The 15,652-nt window shown below is 53.3% G+C and carries 14 protein-coding genes; 8 read left to right on the top strand and 6 right to left on the bottom strand.

The genetic code is table 11. From position 1 onward, the window contains the following. Nucleotides 1–5: 5 nt before the first annotated feature. From L1D43_RS15635 to hemC, 5 genes are all read right to left on the bottom strand, one after another. Entirely contained in the window at nucleotides 6–2,600 is a 2,595-nt protein-coding gene (locus L1D43_RS15635) for a retention module-containing protein (RefSeq protein WP_239852984.1), read from the bottom strand. A gap of 290 nt (nucleotides 2,601–2,890) precedes the next feature. After that, complete coding sequence (locus L1D43_RS15630; RefSeq protein WP_239852982.1) at nucleotides 2,891–4,057, bottom strand: heme biosynthesis HemY N-terminal domain-containing protein; 1,167 nt, start codon at nucleotides 4,055–4,057, stop codon at nucleotides 2,891–2,893. Further along, entirely contained in the window at nucleotides 4,054–5,196 is a 1,143-nt protein-coding gene (locus L1D43_RS15625) for a uroporphyrinogen-III C-methyltransferase (RefSeq protein ID WP_239852980.1), read from the bottom strand. The genes L1D43_RS15630 and L1D43_RS15625 overlap by 4 nt, the downstream gene beginning before the upstream one ends. A 55-nt stretch (nucleotides 5,197–5,251) precedes the next feature. Next, complete coding sequence (locus L1D43_RS15620) at nucleotides 5,252–5,983, bottom strand: uroporphyrinogen-III synthase (RefSeq protein WP_239852975.1); 732 nt, start codon at nucleotides 5,981–5,983, stop codon at nucleotides 5,252–5,254. A gap of 2 nt (nucleotides 5,984–5,985) precedes the next feature. Next, nucleotides 5,986–6,915, bottom strand: coding sequence for a hydroxymethylbilane synthase (hemC, locus tag L1D43_RS15615; RefSeq protein ID WP_041510748.1), 930 nt, complete (start codon nucleotides 6,913–6,915; stop codon nucleotides 5,986–5,988). Nucleotides 6,916–7,124: 209 nt separating this feature from the next. On the opposite strand from hemC, the gene L1D43_RS15610 reads away from it, so the two are divergent. Beyond that, nucleotides 7,125–9,545, top strand: a complete 2,421-nt coding sequence (locus L1D43_RS15610; protein ID WP_239852967.1) for a class I adenylate cyclase — start codon at nucleotides 7,125–7,127, stop codon at nucleotides 9,543–9,545. 7 nt (nucleotides 9,546–9,552) lie between these two features. On the opposite strand, the gene cyaY is transcribed toward L1D43_RS15610, so the two are convergent. Next, the gene (gene cyaY, locus L1D43_RS15605; RefSeq protein ID WP_041510749.1) at nucleotides 9,553–9,885 is read right to left on the bottom strand and encodes an iron donor protein CyaY; all 333 of its coding nucleotides are present in this window, start codon (nucleotides 9,883–9,885) and stop codon (nucleotides 9,553–9,555) included. 543 nt (nucleotides 9,886–10,428) lie between these two features. On the opposite strand from cyaY, the gene L1D43_RS15600 reads away from it, so the two are divergent. The 7 genes from L1D43_RS15600 (at nucleotide 10,429) to L1D43_RS15570 (ending at nucleotide 15,631) form a co-directional block, all read left to right on the top strand. Next, nucleotides 10,429–10,584: a lipoprotein gene (locus L1D43_RS15600; protein ID WP_239852965.1), complete on the top strand. Its 156-nt coding sequence runs from the start codon at nucleotides 10,429–10,431 to the stop codon at nucleotides 10,582–10,584. Between the two features lie 5 nt (nucleotides 10,585–10,589). Continuing rightward, on the top strand, nucleotides 10,590–11,834 hold the full coding sequence (gene lysA, locus L1D43_RS15595; protein ID WP_239852962.1) for a diaminopimelate decarboxylase: 1,245 nt from the start codon (nucleotides 10,590–10,592) through the stop codon (nucleotides 11,832–11,834). Nucleotides 11,835–11,871: 37 nt separating this feature from the next. Continuing rightward, nucleotides 11,872–12,711 carry a diaminopimelate epimerase gene (gene dapF, locus L1D43_RS15590; RefSeq protein WP_239852961.1) on the top strand — a complete coding sequence of 280 codons (840 nt, stop codon included), beginning with the start codon at nucleotides 11,872–11,874 and terminating at the stop codon, nucleotides 12,709–12,711. An 8-nt stretch (nucleotides 12,712–12,719) separates the two neighbouring features. Then, nucleotides 12,720–13,346, top strand: a complete 627-nt coding sequence (locus tag L1D43_RS15585; RefSeq protein WP_239852960.1) for a DUF484 family protein — start codon at nucleotides 12,720–12,722, stop codon at nucleotides 13,344–13,346. 7 nt (nucleotides 13,347–13,353) lie between these two features. Further along, the gene (gene xerC, locus L1D43_RS15580) at nucleotides 13,354–14,247 is read left to right on the top strand and encodes a tyrosine recombinase XerC (protein ID WP_239852959.1); all 894 of its coding nucleotides are present in this window, start codon (nucleotides 13,354–13,356) and stop codon (nucleotides 14,245–14,247) included. Nucleotide 14,248: 1 nt separating this feature from the next. Further along, nucleotides 14,249–14,962 (top strand): HAD-IA family hydrolase, encoded by a 714-nt coding sequence (locus tag L1D43_RS15575; RefSeq protein WP_239853260.1) that lies wholly within the window; start codon nucleotides 14,249–14,251, stop codon nucleotides 14,960–14,962. 93 nt (nucleotides 14,963–15,055) lie between these two features. After that, nucleotides 15,056–15,631, top strand: coding sequence for a HupE/UreJ family protein (locus L1D43_RS15570; RefSeq protein WP_041510755.1), 576 nt, complete (start codon nucleotides 15,056–15,058; stop codon nucleotides 15,629–15,631). Nucleotides 15,632–15,652: the final 21 nt, after the last annotated feature.

The raw sequence follows: 15,652 nt of genomic DNA, 5'->3' as shown, positions 1-15,652 counted from the left end.
GAGAGTTAAGGATACTGTAATCCCAGCTGTCGCTGTCGACGCTGAAGCCGNAGTGCGCCGCTGTCGGTCAGGTTAGGATTGCTGGCATCTTCCGTCACGCCGCCTGTGGCATCCACGGTGAGCACCGGCAGGTCGTTGGTGCCTGTGATGGTGAGGCTGACGGTCTTGGTGTCAGACCCGCCATCGTTGTCGGTGACCGTGACCTCGAAGCTTAAGGTGATGGTTTCATCTTCAGCAAGGAACTGCACCAGAGAGTTAAGGATACTGTAATCCCAGCTGTCGCTGTCGACGCTGAAGCCGTCGATGAGGCTCTGGACTTGACCGGCGCTGAGTACGTTGGTGAGGTCACCACCGCTCCAGCTGATGTCATTGTTGTAGACCTCGGTGACGCTGTGGGTGTTGTTGACATCCACGTCGGTGAAGCTGAGTGCGCCGCTGTCGGTCAGGTTAGGATTGCTGGCATCTTCCGTCACGCCGCCTGTGGCATCCACGGTGAGCACCGGCAGGTCGTTGGTGCCTGTGATGGTGAGGCTGACGGTCTTAGTGTCAGACCCTGTGGCATCCACGGTGAGCACCGGCAGGTCGTTGGTGCCTGTGATGGTGAGGCTGACGGTCTTGGTGTCAGACCCGCCATCGTTGTCGGTGACCGTGACCTCGAAGCTTAAGGTGATGGTTTCATCTTCAGCAAGGAACTGCACCAGAGAGTTAAGGATACTGTAATCCCAGCTGTCGCTGTCGACGCTGAAGCCGTCGATGAGGCTCTGGATTTGACCGGCGCTGAGTACGTTGGTGAGGTCACCACCGCTCCAGCYGATGTCATTGTTGTAGACCTCGGTGACGCTGTGGGTGTTGTTGACATCCACGTCGGTGAAGCTGAGTGCGCCGCTGTCGGTCAGGTTAGGATTGCTGGCATCTTCCGTCACGCCGCCTGTGGCATCCACGGTGAGCACCGGCAGGTCGTTGGTGCCTGTGATGGTGAGGCTGACGGTCTTAGTGTCAGACCCGCCATCGTTGTCGGTGACCGTGACCTCGAAGCTTAAGGTGATGGTTTCATCTTCAGCAAGGAACTGCACCAGAGAGTTAAGGATACTGTAATCCCAGCTGTCGCTGTCGACGCTGAAGCCGTCGATGAGGCTCTGGATTTGGCTGGCGCTGAGTACGTTGGTGAGGTCACCACCGCTCCAGCCGATGTCATTGTTGTAGACCTCGGTGACGCTGTGGGTGTTGTTGACATCCACGTCGGTGAAGCTGAGTGCGCCGCTGTCGGTCAGGTTAGGGTTGCTGGCATCTTCCGTCACGCCGCCTAGGCCGTCAATTGTCAGTATTGGAAGATCGTTAGTACCCGTGATGGTAATGGTCAGTGGGACGAGTACCGCGTCGCCGTCGCTGTCGGTTAGCAGGTAATTAAAGGTTTCTGTTATCTGCTCACCGAGCGCAAGTGACTGTACTGAGTTGGAGCCATTGTTGAGTTGATAGCTATAGCTGCCATCGGCAAACAGGGTGAGTACCCCGAACTGGCCTTGGATGCTATTGATCTCACCAAGGTTGATGGAGGTGCCTTGGCTATTGGTGACGGCTGTAACCTGAGCTGAGTCTGCACCCAGAGTATCATTTACGAGCAAGTTGCCTGTTGCCACGGTGGCCGAATCTTCTGTGACGGCGTTACTGTCGGCGAGTCCTGTAGGTTGATCGTCGATAATATTGACTGTAATGGTACCTGTGGCGACAGCACCCTGATTATCGATCAGTTCAATGTTGAACAGGAATTGCAGTTGATCGCCTGCGCTGTGATCGGCTGCGCTATTGAAAGCATAGTCGTAGGTAAATTGTCCCGATGAGCTGTCAAAGCCTGTAATGGTGAGGACACCGTTTGGAGTATTGATCACTATAGGACCGGCAAATTGGCCGCCACTAATGATGTTGATGCCATTGATGGTGAGACTACTAATGCCTGCATCTGCTGCGGTTTGAATACTGTTGGCAAAACTGGTTAATAGGGCAGACGGTGAGCTACCCTGCGCCAGATTGGCCTCGAATAGCGAGAAGGTCGCAGAGGATACCGTTGGCGTGGGTTGAAGCTCGGGAATGATCACTTCTTCAACCGTGGTATCCGATGTCAGTGGGAAACCTGTTGTGTCCCAGCCCGCATCGGCAAGTGTCTCATCGGCGGCTCTGCCGACGGAGACGAAGTCGGATCCACCTTCATTACCGCCAGTACCGGCTCCGGCCGCTGTTTCTGGGAGTCCTTGGGTCGGATCATCACCGGCTAGTATCTGGGCTTGCAGTGCGGCGATTTCGGGATCCAGAGCTACTGGCGTATCGGTTTCGGGCGCGGCGTCATTCTGTTGTCCCTGGCTGGTAGCATTGCTGACCCTTATGTCTTGATTAAGTGTATCTTGCATCAAGTTGGCTTGGGTCGTTGATGAGCCATCTTCATATTCAAGATTAAACTTAACATTGGGTGAAAATATAAGTTGCTCCCCGGCATGGATCAGGTCGCCTATTTTTACCTCTCTGATATTTCCTTGTTCATCTTTAACCTTGAGTTCGCCTACAAGGTTAACAACTACTGCATCCTGTGTTGTGATTGAAGCACCCATAATCATTTCTCGCTCTACTAAATGTAAAATCAAGAGCAAAAGAGTTCTGTTTTGCGCTTGCTATTGGTATACCCACCTGGTTTATCTCTTTAAGTGTGGTTGGCATTGAATAGCTGTCAAATAGCGGCAATTAAGCGAAAAATAGGGGAAAATACAGTGTTTTGATAAAAGTACAACTAATTGATTGTTTTAGAGAGGGTTATATGGAAGGAAGCAAGTTAGGGACTCCTTTAAAAACAAAAAACCACCAGTGATGGTGGTTTCTTATCTAAAAACAGTATAAGAAAGCGTCAAAAAATTGCCGCTTTACGGTAATTTTGTAGCGCCTGGTTCTGTTCTCCCAGGTGTTCGCAGGCCTCGGCAAGCGCCAGCCAACGCTGTTTAGTGGGGGATTGTTGACAGACTCTTAACCACCATTTCTGTGACTCTCTAAACTCCTTGCTCTGATCATACAGGGCGGCGATACAGGCTTGGTATTCGGTCTGTTCGCCGAGTTTCTTCTCAAGTTCAAAAAGTTGCTTTCTTGCGTCGAGATCGGCGGGGGTCAATACCTGGGGAAGAGCGTCGAAGATCGCCTGCGTCGGCTGCTGTTTTGCCTGCTTCATCAAGAGCTTGATCGCCTCGTCTCTGCGCTCGAATTTGGCCAGACCCAGGGCATATTGTGCAATAAACTCGGTTTGTTTGCGTTCTGCACGGCTAAGCCAGTGCCAGGCTTTTTCTAATGCCTGTTCGTTCTGGCCGGCAGCTTGCCTGAGCAGGGCCAGATTCACTTCGGCGTTGAGCTGCTGATGCTCTGTCTCGTCGATAATCCCGCGCTTCTTAACTATGGGAAGCAACAGCTTGAGGGCTGACCAATCTTCCTGGGCACGGTAGAGATCGAGCGCCAACCCTAACACAGGCGGCTTACTCTTGCTGGTTGGATTGAGCTCGTCCAGTAGTGCGCGTGCCCGGGTGAGTTCACCCTGTTGTAGCAGATATCTTACTCGTGTCGTGAGTACCGCCTTGTATGCGGCAGGGTCTTTTGCCGCCTCGTTGAGGTAATGGTCACGGGCATCATGATCGTTTCTGTGCTGGGCGGCGCGGGCGGCAGCTAATAGATTCAACGCCGGGATCTCGCCCTTATCGGCGCCACGGGCCATCGCCTTTTCGGCGGTCGACCAATCTTCTTCGGCCAAGGCTAAGGCGCCTGTGAGAGTATGTTTTCTGGCCGCCTTACGGCGCCACTTTTCCGGTAACAGACGGCTGTTTAGGACCAGGTTCACGCTCCAGACGACCAGCATTTCCAGCAAGACCAGGCCCACGTAAAACATGACGGCAGCAAACATGGCAAATACTAGGCTGGTTTCCAGTTCATAGTCGCCGATGGCGATATAGATATAGCCCTTTAGCCAGGACAGATAGGGGCTGGCGATTAACCCTATGATGACGATTACCAGGTAGATCAAGGCTCTTATCATAGCGATGTCTCCCGATCTTTAAGCAGGCTGCCGTTTGAGACCAGTTGCTGTAGCAGCGGCGTGGCGGCAAATTGTTCTATGGTGGGCGACTGGATTTCCAGCGTGGCCAAGGCATCCAGGGCGGCCAGTGTCTGCTCGGTTTTGTTATCGTCGAGCGCGAAGTACTGGAAGATCCACTTTCTGGCGAGGTTTACCGACTGACGATAGTTCACCTGATCCTGACGGAACAGAGCCAACTGTGCCTGTAGGAGTTTGTTGCGAATATTTTCAACAAGATACCACTGCTGATCGGGTGCCAATAGGGGGGCTGGATCAGTAGTGCGCTTGCGTATAATGACAAACTCTTCGATGAGTGCCTGCCAGGACTTGGCCAGATTGGTCTGCCAGTCGTCGATAGACTCGGTGACTTGCAGGGAATCGTCTCTGGCGTTGATCTTGGATTCGCTACGGTTAACCTTTAGTTTCGGCAGGCGCTCTATGATGGTGTCTAGGCTAAGCACAGTGCCGGCGACATCGGTACTCTTGATGGCGGCGACATCGCTCATGTCCCGTGCCAGGGCTTTGCGGATCGGCGTCAGCGAAGGATCTTTCATGGTTTCGATGCGATCGTCCGCGGCCTCCAAGAGACTCAGCGCCGTCTGGGGATCTTTCTCTAACCAAAGCTTATTGCCGGCCATTCTGACCAGATACTTGGCCTCTTCTGCCCTCCAATGATTAGGATTACGCTGAGCCAGTTTGTTGACTTGGTCCTGCACCTCATTCTGCTTAGCCTGTAGCTGGGCAAGCTTTTGATCGAATTGATTTTCTGAGGTGCGTTGCTGCTGTTCCAGATGGGTGATGCGGGTGCGCGGGTCGTCGAGACCCTGTTGCAACTGTTTAGCCAGCGCGGCCGTCTTTTCCTGTTGCTGGGTTAACTCCTGATACAGGTAGAAACCACCTGTTGCCGTGGCAAATAGGAGCAACAAGATAAATACCAGATTAAAGAGAAATCCCCAGGAAACCCCGCCGCTAGACTGAGGAGGCTTGGCCTCCTGAGGTGCCGTCGATTTGGCCTGTGGCGTCTCGGTAAAGGTCTCATCGATAGACTCATCGTGCTCTGTGGTGGCAACCGCTTTACTCTCTTGGGTATTTTTGTCCATTTAGGCAGATCCTTGAAGACGAGGGCGACATCGGCGAGCAGCTGAGTAAGAAGGTTTAATCCTGTAAACCTAAGGCTGTGAGTACTGCGTCGCGGTTTGCTGCTTTTGCATTGGTGACCCGTGTAAAACCTGCCGCGATGGCTTGGTCATAGACACGTTCGCTGGGCACTATAATATGACATGCGTGCAGCCAAGCAAATAATTCTTTAGGTACAAGTGTAATTAGGTTAGCCAGAATTTCACCACTGGTAATGACTATGGTGTCAATCGCTTGCGCTTGCCATTCAACTGCGGTGCTGGGATCGAATTCAGGGCAGGCGCGGCGATAGACCTCCCAGTAGTCCACCTGTGCCCCTCGCTCTGCTAGCGCACTAGCCAGGGCTTCTCTGCCACCAACGCCTCTGACTATGGTGATCCGCTTAGCCGTTAAGGCCTGGAGTGAAGGTAAGGTGAGTAGGCCTTCAGTTTGCTGACAAGACTCGGGGGCCTCGGTGGCGGTAATGCCCTTGTCTTTAAGGGCGCAATAGGTTGCCTGACCGACCGCAAAATATTGCTTATCCTTCGGCCAATCTGACGCTAGGGCGATATCGGCATACTCTACTGCGTTGGTGCTGATAAAGATGATGATGTCAGACTGATGAAATAGCTTTTTCTTGTGCTGATGGTCGGCGGCGTCGTTAGCGACGACCTGAAGTAACGGCGCTATGGTAAAAGGCACGCCACGCTGTGACAATGCCTCGGCCATAGACTGATTGCGCCCTTCTGGGCGCGTCAGTAGTAGCTTCATTTTTACTTGGCGTATACCGCATCTAAGATGGCTTTGGCGCCTTTAGACAGCAGCTCATCGGCCAGTGCAATACCCAGCTGCTCCGCATCTTGCTTAGAACCGCTGGTCGCGCCGCGGATCACCTGGCTACCATCTGGGTTACCCACCAGGCCGCGTAGCGACAGGGTGTCACCGTCGATTTCGGCGTAGGCGCCGATAGGTACCTGGCAGCCACCCTCAAGGCGAGTGTTCATGGCGCGCTCGGCGATGACACGATAGCGTGTCTCTGTATGTTCGAGTGGTGCCAACAGTGCCTTGACGCGCTCATCGTCGGTGCGACATTCGATACCCACGGCGCCCTGGCCGTTAGCGGGTAGCGAGTCTTCTGCCGAGATAAAGCTGGCGATACGCTCTTCGAGTTTCAGGCGTTTTAGGCCTGCTGCCGCCAAGATGATGGCGTCGTAGTTACCGGCATCGAGTTTCGCCAGACGAGTGCCGACGTTACCGCGCAGGTCGCGAATTTCTAGGTCAGGACGTGCCGCACGGATCTGGCATTGGCGTCTCAGGCTCGAGGTGCCGACGATGGCTCCCTGTGGCAACTCTTCGATGTTTTTATAGGTATTAGAGACGAAGGCATCGCGGGGATCTTCGCGCTCGCAGATCACCTGCAGTCCCAGGCCTTCGGGGAAGTCGACCGGCACATCTTTCATCGAGTGCACGGCGATATCGGCCTTGCCTTCGAGCATGGCAACTTCCAACTCTTTAACGAACAAGCCTTTACCGCCTACTTTTGCCAATGGCGTGTCCAGAATGACATCCCCTTTGGTGCTCATAGGTAGGAGTTCGACGACCAATCCCTCATGGGCTTTTTCTAGTTCGGCTTTAACAAATTCAGCTTGCCACATTGCCAGTGGACTTTTACGTGTAGCGATACGAATGACGTTTTGAGACATGCTCGATATTCCATCAGAGGCCATAGTTGCGCTAATGCTAACATTGCTTATTGCTATATGTAAGAAATGCCTGTCGATTCTTTGAAGTTCACCCGTTTACCGTTTTAGCGCCATGAGGAAAAAGTGTGATCCAGCTCTCATATACTTGCTGTTTTTGTCTAAGCTGTTAGCATGCTATAGGTGAGCTAAATTGACTAGGTTGCTTGAAATTGAAAGAGCAAGAGCATTTTATCGCAACGGCGGAGCGCTTAAACAAGGTACGTTTAGCACGTGCGCTTGCCATATTGACGCCCCTACAGCGTCATTTGATGCAACTGATCCCTGTGCTGTTTCATTATCATCGTAGCGACTATCCCGGCTACAACGGCCCCATGACGCCTAGCGGCATATTCGAATACTTTCCCAGTGATGATGCCCTTGAGGCCTGCGACACCCTCGGGCTCAGCGAGCCGCAGGTGATTCACCAGCAGCAGAGTGCCATCTATGGCGTCTACACCATGGGCAGCACCGCCAGCTTCGGCCAGAACCCTAAGAGTGATATCGACGTTTGGTTGGTGTATGACCCGACCCTGGCCGAAGATGAAATTGCCTCCCTGCAGGAAAAGTCCCAGCGACTGACGGCCTGGTTTGGCCAACACGATCTCGAAGTGAATATCTATCTGGTTCATCCGAAACAGTTTCTTGCCAGTAGTGGCGAAGGCGTATATCAGGCTGCCAGCCTCGGCTGTGAAAACAGTGGCAGTGTGCAGCACTGGTTGCTGCTCGAAGAGTTTTACCGCAGCCACATCTGTCTTGGCGGTAAGCGGGTCGCCTGGTGGCCAGGAGCCGAGGCGATAGAGAGTCATCTCTTCCTGGGGGACGTGAGTAACTTGCCCGCCAGCGAGTACTTTGGCGCCTCCCTGTGGCAGCTCTATAAAGGCTTGGACAAGCCCCATAAGGCGCTGCTCAAGGTAATGCTGCTGGAGGCTTATGCCAGCGATTATCCCAATAGTAATCTGGTGACCACCCAGGTTTGGCAGCGCACCCTGGCAGGGGATTTTTCGGCTTTCAACGATGCCTATTTTCTGCTGTATCAATCGATCGAACATTATCTGGAATACAAGGGAGATAAGAGGCGCCTCGAGATTGTACGCCGTTGTTTCTATTTGAAATGTGGTATCAGGCTGACGGTCGCCGAACACCCTAAAGACTGGCGCTACTACAAGTTGCAGTCGCTGGTGACGCGTTGGGCCTGGTCTGACAATTTGCTGCGCACCTTAGATCAGTGCGCCAGCTGGCACTGTGGCCAGTTACAGTGGTTCAACGAACAACTCAATGAGTTGATGCTTGGCTGCTACCAGACCCTGCTGCAATTTGCCTCGGCCAACAAGTTGAGTGACAGCCTGAAGATCTCCGAGCTGGGTCTGTTGACCCGTAAGCTACACACCTATTTTAGTGAGGATGATAAGCAGATCATCAGCCTCAATCGGCTCTGGACGCGATCCGTGGCCGAGGCGCACCTGACGGTGATCTATAGCCACAACTCCAAGGAATATTACCTCTATCGCTGCACGCCAGAGTCGAAAAACTTCATGGGGAATCGCGCGGTATTTCACTCCCATAGCAAGGCTAAGCTATTGATTTGGGCCAGCCTAAATGGTGTGTCGACCGCTCAAACGCAATGGTATGCCTTCGGCGAGGGTAAGGGGCATGACAGGGCGCTCACCAAGGCGGCCAAGCGTCTGCCAACTATCATGTCGGAGCGTCGCTGGCGGGCATCCAAGTTGGATCTGTGTCAGCCATGGCATTTTCGTCAGCTGTTGTTTCTGATTAATTTTAATCGCGACGAGACCGAGTTGTGGCGGGGACAGGAGATCATTTTCGACTATATGAATGCCAATATTTTCTCAATGGGTCGCCATCATAAGAACATGGTGCAGTCGTTGGATGTGATCTGCCAAAACAGCTGGGGAGAATGGCATTGCCATCACTTTGAAGGCAATGAGGCCATCTTAGATGCCCTGGTTCATATTACACCCGGCATGCAGAGGGCGCCTCAGCCGGTGAAGGTGGATGTAGTGAGCTGTTCCAGCCGGTTAAGTTCGCAGATCGAGCGCAGCATCAGCCAGCTGGTTCACAGAGCAAATCGTATGTGTACCAAGGCGAAAACCTCGTCGACCATGGTGCATCCGCTTCAGGTGGGTGGCATTAAATATGGCCTGTTTTTCAACTCTAAAGGCATGGTGTATCAGGATCTGAGTGAATCAACGGCCTTCTATCAGCGACTCTCCAAGCAACGTATGCTGGAGCTGCCGCGGCCGGATCTCGGCAACGAACCTTTTAGTAAGATCCCTGAAGTGATCCAAGATTTTGCCGCCATAGGTGCGATTCAATACTTCCTGCGGCCGGGTAAGGAAGGGATAGATGTGTTTGTGCTCGATGAAAAAAATGAGCTGAATCATTATGTTCAGCCGGGGAATAACCTGGAAGAGCTGGTGAGTCAGGTGAGCCATCATCACGCCTTTGCCGACTCTTATCTGGATAACGAACGCTTTAATCTACCGCAGTTTTTCCGTCTGGTAAGAGTCGATGGCCGACTGGAGGCGCAGCCCTTTGGGGTCAACGCCGATGAGGCAGCCATCGAATTTTAACGCGGCCTTATAGGCTCAATGCTATGCCACCCTGACGCAGGATAGAGGCGAGCACGAAGGGCATAAATTCGCCAGCATCGCTGCGCTCATCTAACCATTTGCCATCGACGTAAGAGAAATGGTATCCGCCAAACTGTGTCGCCACCCAGATCTGATGCAGGGGCTCTTGCTTATTGATGACGATCTTGGACTTGTCCTGAAACTCGAGTTGCAAAACATTGCCTGAGGCATCGATGTCGATATCGGCATCTTGCTCATCGATTGCATTCTCTATGGCATCTTCAAGGGCGTTAAACATTTCGTCGGCGAGCTTATGGTACTCGGAATCTGTCATTGCCATCTGGGCATCCTTCAGTGGAGTGGGTTGTTGCAGAGCCCACATAGTAATACCAATTTTACTAAATATCTAACTTTGGCCAGGTCTGGGTGCAGTTAAGGTTTTATGTGGAACAGGAGTTTCATTTACCACTCTGGAATAAGGGCAGGCTGCCTTTGGCACGAGAATGAATAAAAATATTCATATTCGGGGTTTTTAGTCTGGGTTAAGCTTGACGTTTTAACCCTATCTCTGCAAACATCAAGCAGACTCTATATTGATTGTGCAAGTGTGAGTCCCAAGCCGGATGAGCACACTGTTTGATGGTGATAATGCCTGCCTGCACAGCTTAGGGAATTCGTTTTTTCCTGATGATGGCAGACATATGAAATATAGATTTTTATAGGCTTTGGCGGGGATTTATCCTGTTTGGGGTAAAAATCATCTTTTTCTCCCCTCTAGCCTCGATAGCGCATACAATCATGAGAAACATGATTAAAAAAGGTGCGGAGCCCTTGGCTACCGTGTGTGATCCCCTCGATACTGGAATGTCTGATGTTGAATAAGATGAAACCAATTTTGTTTATGTTATTGGCGAGTGTTGTGCTGAGTGCCTGCGGACAGAAGGGGCCTCTGTACAAATCGCCAGAACAGGAAGACAACCAGAAGGCGCAGGTGGAACAGCCCACATCAGCAACCCAGCAGAAGAACAATAAGGACTAAGCCAAGTGGATCACTTTCTTTATCAACAAGACGAGCTCCATGCCGAGCAATGTGCCGTTGCCGAACTCGCCAACACCTATGGCACCCCCCTCTATATCTATTCGCGCGCGACGTTAGAGCGTCACTGGCATGCCTTCGATAAGGCGGTCGCCGACCATCCGCACATGATCTGCTATGCGGTGAAGGCCAACTCGAATCTGGCGGTGTTGAATGTGTTAGTCCGGCTGGGCAGTGGTTTCGATATAGTCTCCGGCGGCGAACTCGCTCGGGTATTAGAAGCAGGTGGAGAGGCGAGTAAGGTGGTCTTTTCCGGCGTCGGCAAGACGGTTGCCGAGATGGAGATGGCGCTGGAGGCGGGGATCTACTGTTTTAACGTCGAGTCGGCCGCCGAGCTTGAGCAGCTAAACGAGGTCGCCCTGAGGCTGGGTAAGGTCGCACCTGTGTCGCTGCGGGTGAACCCGGATGTGGACGCCGGTACCCATCCCTATATTTCGACCGGTCTTAAAGAGAATAAGTTTGGCATCGCCATGGAAGAAGCCGAGGCGATCTTCCTGCGGGCCAATACATTAGCTGGCTTGGCGGTGAAGGGCGCCGATTGTCATATCGGTTCACAGCTGACCGAGTTACAGCCTTTCCTCGATGCCATGGATCGTATGTTAGCCCTTATCGATCGTCTGGCAGAGCAGGGCGTTAAGATTGCTCATCTGGATGTGGGCGGCGGCTTGGGGGTCACCTATGATGGTGAACAGCCGCCTGAGCCGAGTGCCTATGCCAGTGCCTTGCTTGGCAAACTCGCGGGACGCGACCTCAAGCTCATCTTCGAGCCAGGCCGCGCCATCGCCGCCAATGCCGGTATCTTTGTGACTCAGGTGCTCTATCTGAAAGAGAATGCCGATAAGAATTTTGCTCTGGTCGACGGCGCCATGAACGACCTGATCCGTCCTTCCTTGTATAGCGCCTGGCAGAAGATCATCCCTGTGGTTCCTCGCCCGGGTGAGACCCGTCATTATGACGTGGTGGGCCCAGTGTGTGAGACTGGCGACTTCTTAGGTAAAGACAGGGCGCTCAATATCGCCGCAAACGATCTTCTAGCGGTGCGCTCGTCGGGCGCCTATGGCTTTACCATGGCATCAAATTATAACTCCCGTCCTCGCGCCGCGGAGGTGATGGTGGATGGCGATCGTCATTATTTGGTGAGAGAGCGAGAAAAAATCGCTCAATTGTGGCAAGGTGAACAACTCCTCCCTTAAGCAAGGGAGGCCGGTTATTTATTGAAGGAAAACACTTTTGATCCATTTCACCAAGATGCATGGTTTAGGCAATGATTTTATGGTGGTCGATGGCGTGACGCAGAATGTCTATTTCTCGCCCGAGCAGATAAAGCGCTTAGCGGATCGCAATTTCGGCATAGGTTTCGATCAGCTTCTGTTAGTGGAGCCGCCTTATGATCCTGACCTGGACTTTCATTATCGCATCTTCAATGCCGATGGTAGCGAAGTCGAACAGTGTGGTAACGGCGCGCGCTGTTTTGCTCGCTTCGTCAAGAGCAAGGGGCTGATCCATAAGCAGAAAATTAAGGTCAGCACCTCATCGGGAAAGATGACCTTGCGCCTCGAGCGTGACGGCAGCGTCACGGTCAATATGGGTATCCCTGTGCTAGAACCCAGTAAGATTCCTTTCAACGCCAAGAAGGCGGAAAAGACCTACCTGTTGCAGGCCGATATGCCTGAGGGGATGCAAACCTTCTTGTGTGGCGCCGTGTCTATGGGTAATCCCCACTGCGTGCTCGAGGTCGATGACGTGGCGAATGCCGACGTCGAGCGGATCGGTGCCTTGCTGACCAAGCATGAGCGTTTCCCCAAGGGGGTGAACGTGGGGTTCATGCAGGTGGTCGATGCAAACCATATTAAACTTAGGGTATATGAGCGCGGCGCGGCCGAAACCTTGGCCTGTGGCAGCGGCGCCTGTGCGGCCGTGGTCGTGGGTCAGTTGCAAGGCAAGCTGGCCAGACGCGTGCGGGTCGACCTGCCCGGTGGTAGCTTAACCATTAATTGGGAAGGCGAGGGTAAGCCCCTATGGATGACGGGGCCTGCTGAACATGTATACGATGGACAGATACAGCAATGAATGATGCGATGAACAAAAAAGCCGAGTTGCCCTTCGATGAAGTCTTGATCCGCGAGTATTTGCTCGACAATCCCGACTTCTTCACCCGCTACCCAGAGTTGCTACTTGCGATGCGAATCCCCCATGAGCAGCGTGGTGCCGTCTCACTGGTGGAGCGTCGTCAGGAGATGCTGAGAGCCAGGGTGACGCAACTCGAAGAGGAGATCACCTCGCTACTGTCCATGGCCTCGCGTAACGAACAGATCTATATGTTCAATACCGCCTTGTCACTCAAGCTGTTGCAGGCCGAAGATCTGGGGGAATTAAGACAGATACTGTCGAGCGAGTTACAGCAGCAGTTTCAGTTTACCCATGTGCGGCTGATCACCGTCCATGATATCGACAGTGAATTGTCCAATATCTGGAGTGAGCGCCTGAAACAGGGCTACTACTTCGGCCGTCTTACCCAGAACGAATCTAAGCGTCTGTTTGGCTGCGAGGTGGGCTCGGTGGCGCTGTCCCGCCTGTCACAGCAGTGTGGTCAGGTGATCTTTGCTATCGCCAGCCAAGACCCTATGCATTTCCATCCCGAAATGGATAACCTCTTGCTGGATCAGCTAAAACAGTTGCTCGATCACCTGCTACCTAAGTTGTGATATCGCTATGTCAGTCGACTGGGTGAAGGAATTTGTCTCTTATTTGGCGAACGAGCGGCAGCTCTCTCCCCACACGGTCAGAAATTATCGCTTCGAGCTCGACCGAGTCGGCGAGCTCTTACCTCAAGATCTTGCGTGGGGTGAGGTGAGTGACGAGCAGCTGCAAGCTGTGCTCAATAAGCTGCACCGTAGGGGGCTCGGGCCTCGCTCCATCGCCCTGACGCTTTCGGCCCTTAAGCAGTTTTGTCACTATCTGCTGCAAGAGGGCTATATCAGTAAAGATCCCAGCCTTAACCTCAGCGCTCCCAAGCTGCAAAAGCCCCTGCCTAAGAACATGGATCTCGACTCTGTGACCCATCTTCTGGCTATCGAGGGCGACGATCCTTTAGCGCTGCGAGACAAGGCGATCATGGAGCTGTTCTACTCTTCCGGCCTGCGCCTGGCGGAGTTGGCGGCCCTGGATACCCGGGATATTGCCAGCGGTGAGCATCAAGTGAAAGTCATGGGTAAGGGCAGTAAAGAGCGTATCGTGCCCATAGGTAGCATGGCGCTGACTGCCATCGACGACTGGCTCAAGGTGCGAGCAAGCCTGCCCTGTGAAGACGATGCCCTGTTTGTGACCGCCAAGGGTAAACGCCTCGCCCATCGAAGCATTCAGGCCAGGTTAAACAAGTGGGGTCAGCAGCAGGGGTTAAACGTCCGGGTGCATCCCCACAAACTGCGTCACTCCTTCGCGACTCACATGCTGGAATCCAGCGCCGATCTCAGGGCGGTGCAGGAACTGCTTGGCCACGCCAACCTGTCGACGACTCAGGTCTACACCAGCCTGGATTTTCAACATCTTGCCAAGGTCTATGACGGCGCCCATCCCAGGGCCAAGAAGCGAGGTGGCAATGGTTAGTGTGGCCATAGGTCTGCGCCCCTTCAAGGCGATCAGCTTCGACCTGGACGATACCCTGTATGACAATCGGCCCATCATCATGACGGCCGAGAGGCGCCTGCTGAGCTACCTGGCCGAGAAACATCCGGTAACCCAAGATTGGAGCCTGGATGACTGGCAGGCCTTGAAGCGTCAGCTTATCCAGCAAGCGCCCATGTTGGCCCATGACACCTCGGCCGCGCGTCTGGCGACGCTGGAGCAGGGATTGATGACCTTAGGTTATGCCAGCAAGACCGCAGCAGAGGCGGCGCAGCAGGCGTTAGCCTACTTTGTGGAGCAGCGCTCAGACTTTAGGGTCCCAGCTGAGGTGTTGGCACTGCTCACCAGGTTGGCCGAATCTTATCGATTGGTGGGGATCACTAACGGCAATGTGGACGCTCATCGCATTGGTTTAGGCGAGCTATTTGAGTTTGTTCTGCACCCAGGCAATGGCACCCGCATGAAACCCTATCCCGATATGTTCTACCAGGCCTGTCATCGGCTCGATATCGACTGTGATCAGCTCTTGCACCTAGGCGATAGCTTTAAGGCCGATGTTCAGGGGGCGCGCCGAGCGGGGTGTCAATCTGCCTGGCTCAACCCTGCGGTCGGACGGGAGCCACAGAAAAGCGCCCAGGGGCAACTCCCTCATATTACCTGTAGCAGTTTGGACGTTCTCCTAGCGCTTATTGACTAGGGCACTTATTTATACTTTTTAGCTAAGCGTCACAGTCCATTAATCTTATTTCCTCTATTGTCATCGCTATCATTTCAAGGATAGAGAGGACTCATGCGTACAAGGTTACTTCCCCTATTGCTGCTGGCGTGGACAACGCCGGTATTTGCCCATGGCATCACTCACGGTGCCGGCTTCATGACAGGCTTTAATCATCCCGTATTGGGCTTTGACCACCTCCTAGCCATGCTTAGCGTGGGCCTGTTGAGTACTCAGCTGGGTGGGCGAGCGATCTGGACCGTACCGCTGGCCTTCATGGCCTTCATGTTATTTGGCGGAATACTGGGGCTCTATGGGGTAGAGCTGCCACTGGTAGAGTTGGGAATTGCCTTGTCTGTATTGCTGCTTGGCCTGGCGATCGCCTTGGGTCGACAGATTCCGCTGCTGCTCGCCATGGGATTTGTCGGGCTGTTTGCCATCTTTCATGGCCACGCTCACGGTGCCGAGATGCCGGCGTTAGCCAGCCCGGTGCTATATGCGTTAGGTTTCCTCACTGGTACTGCGGTGATCCATCTGCTAGGCGTGGCGCTCGGCATCATAATGCAACACCTTAGCCGTAAGCTGCCGCTTCTGCGCCTCAGTGGTGGTGTGATTGCCTTGGTGGGTGGTTACCTGATCGCTGGATTTTAAAGGCTTGATACAGTGGGGGCT

Source organism: Shewanella sp. Isolate8, from assembly GCF_022398495.1.
Classification (GTDB): domain Bacteria; phylum Pseudomonadota; class Gammaproteobacteria; order Enterobacterales; family Shewanellaceae; genus Shewanella; species Shewanella aquimarina.
The sequence above is the reverse complement of the archived record's forward strand: the minus strand, read 5'-3'. Positions and strand labels throughout refer to the sequence as shown.

Coding starts and splice junctions, on each gene's coding strand:
- cyaY (WP_041510749.1), bottom strand. CDS start 9,885: ATGGCAATGACAGATTCCGAGTACCATAAGCTCGCCGACGAAATGTTT.
- L1D43_RS15585 (WP_239852960.1), top strand. CDS start 12,720: ATGAACAAAAAAGCCGAGTTGCCCTTCGATGAAGTCTTGATCCGCGAG.
- L1D43_RS15600 (WP_239852965.1), top strand. CDS start 10,429: ATGAAACCAATTTTGTTTATGTTATTGGCGAGTGTTGTGCTGAGTGCC.
- xerC (WP_239852959.1), top strand. CDS start 13,354: ATGTCAGTCGACTGGGTGAAGGAATTTGTCTCTTATTTGGCGAACGAG.
- L1D43_RS15630 (WP_239852982.1), bottom strand. CDS start 4,057: ATGATAAGAGCCTTGATCTACCTGGTAATCGTCATCATAGGGTTAATC.
- L1D43_RS15620 (WP_239852975.1), bottom strand. CDS start 5,983: ATGAAGCTACTACTGACGCGCCCAGAAGGGCGCAATCAGTCTATGGCC.
- L1D43_RS15625 (WP_239852980.1), bottom strand. CDS start 5,196: ATGGACAAAAATACCCAAGAGAGTAAAGCGGTTGCCACCACAGAGCAC.
- L1D43_RS15570 (WP_041510755.1), top strand. CDS start 15,056: ATGCGTACAAGGTTACTTCCCCTATTGCTGCTGGCGTGGACAACGCCG.
- hemC (WP_041510748.1), bottom strand. CDS start 6,915: ATGTCTCAAAACGTCATTCGTATCGCTACACGTAAAAGTCCACTGGCA.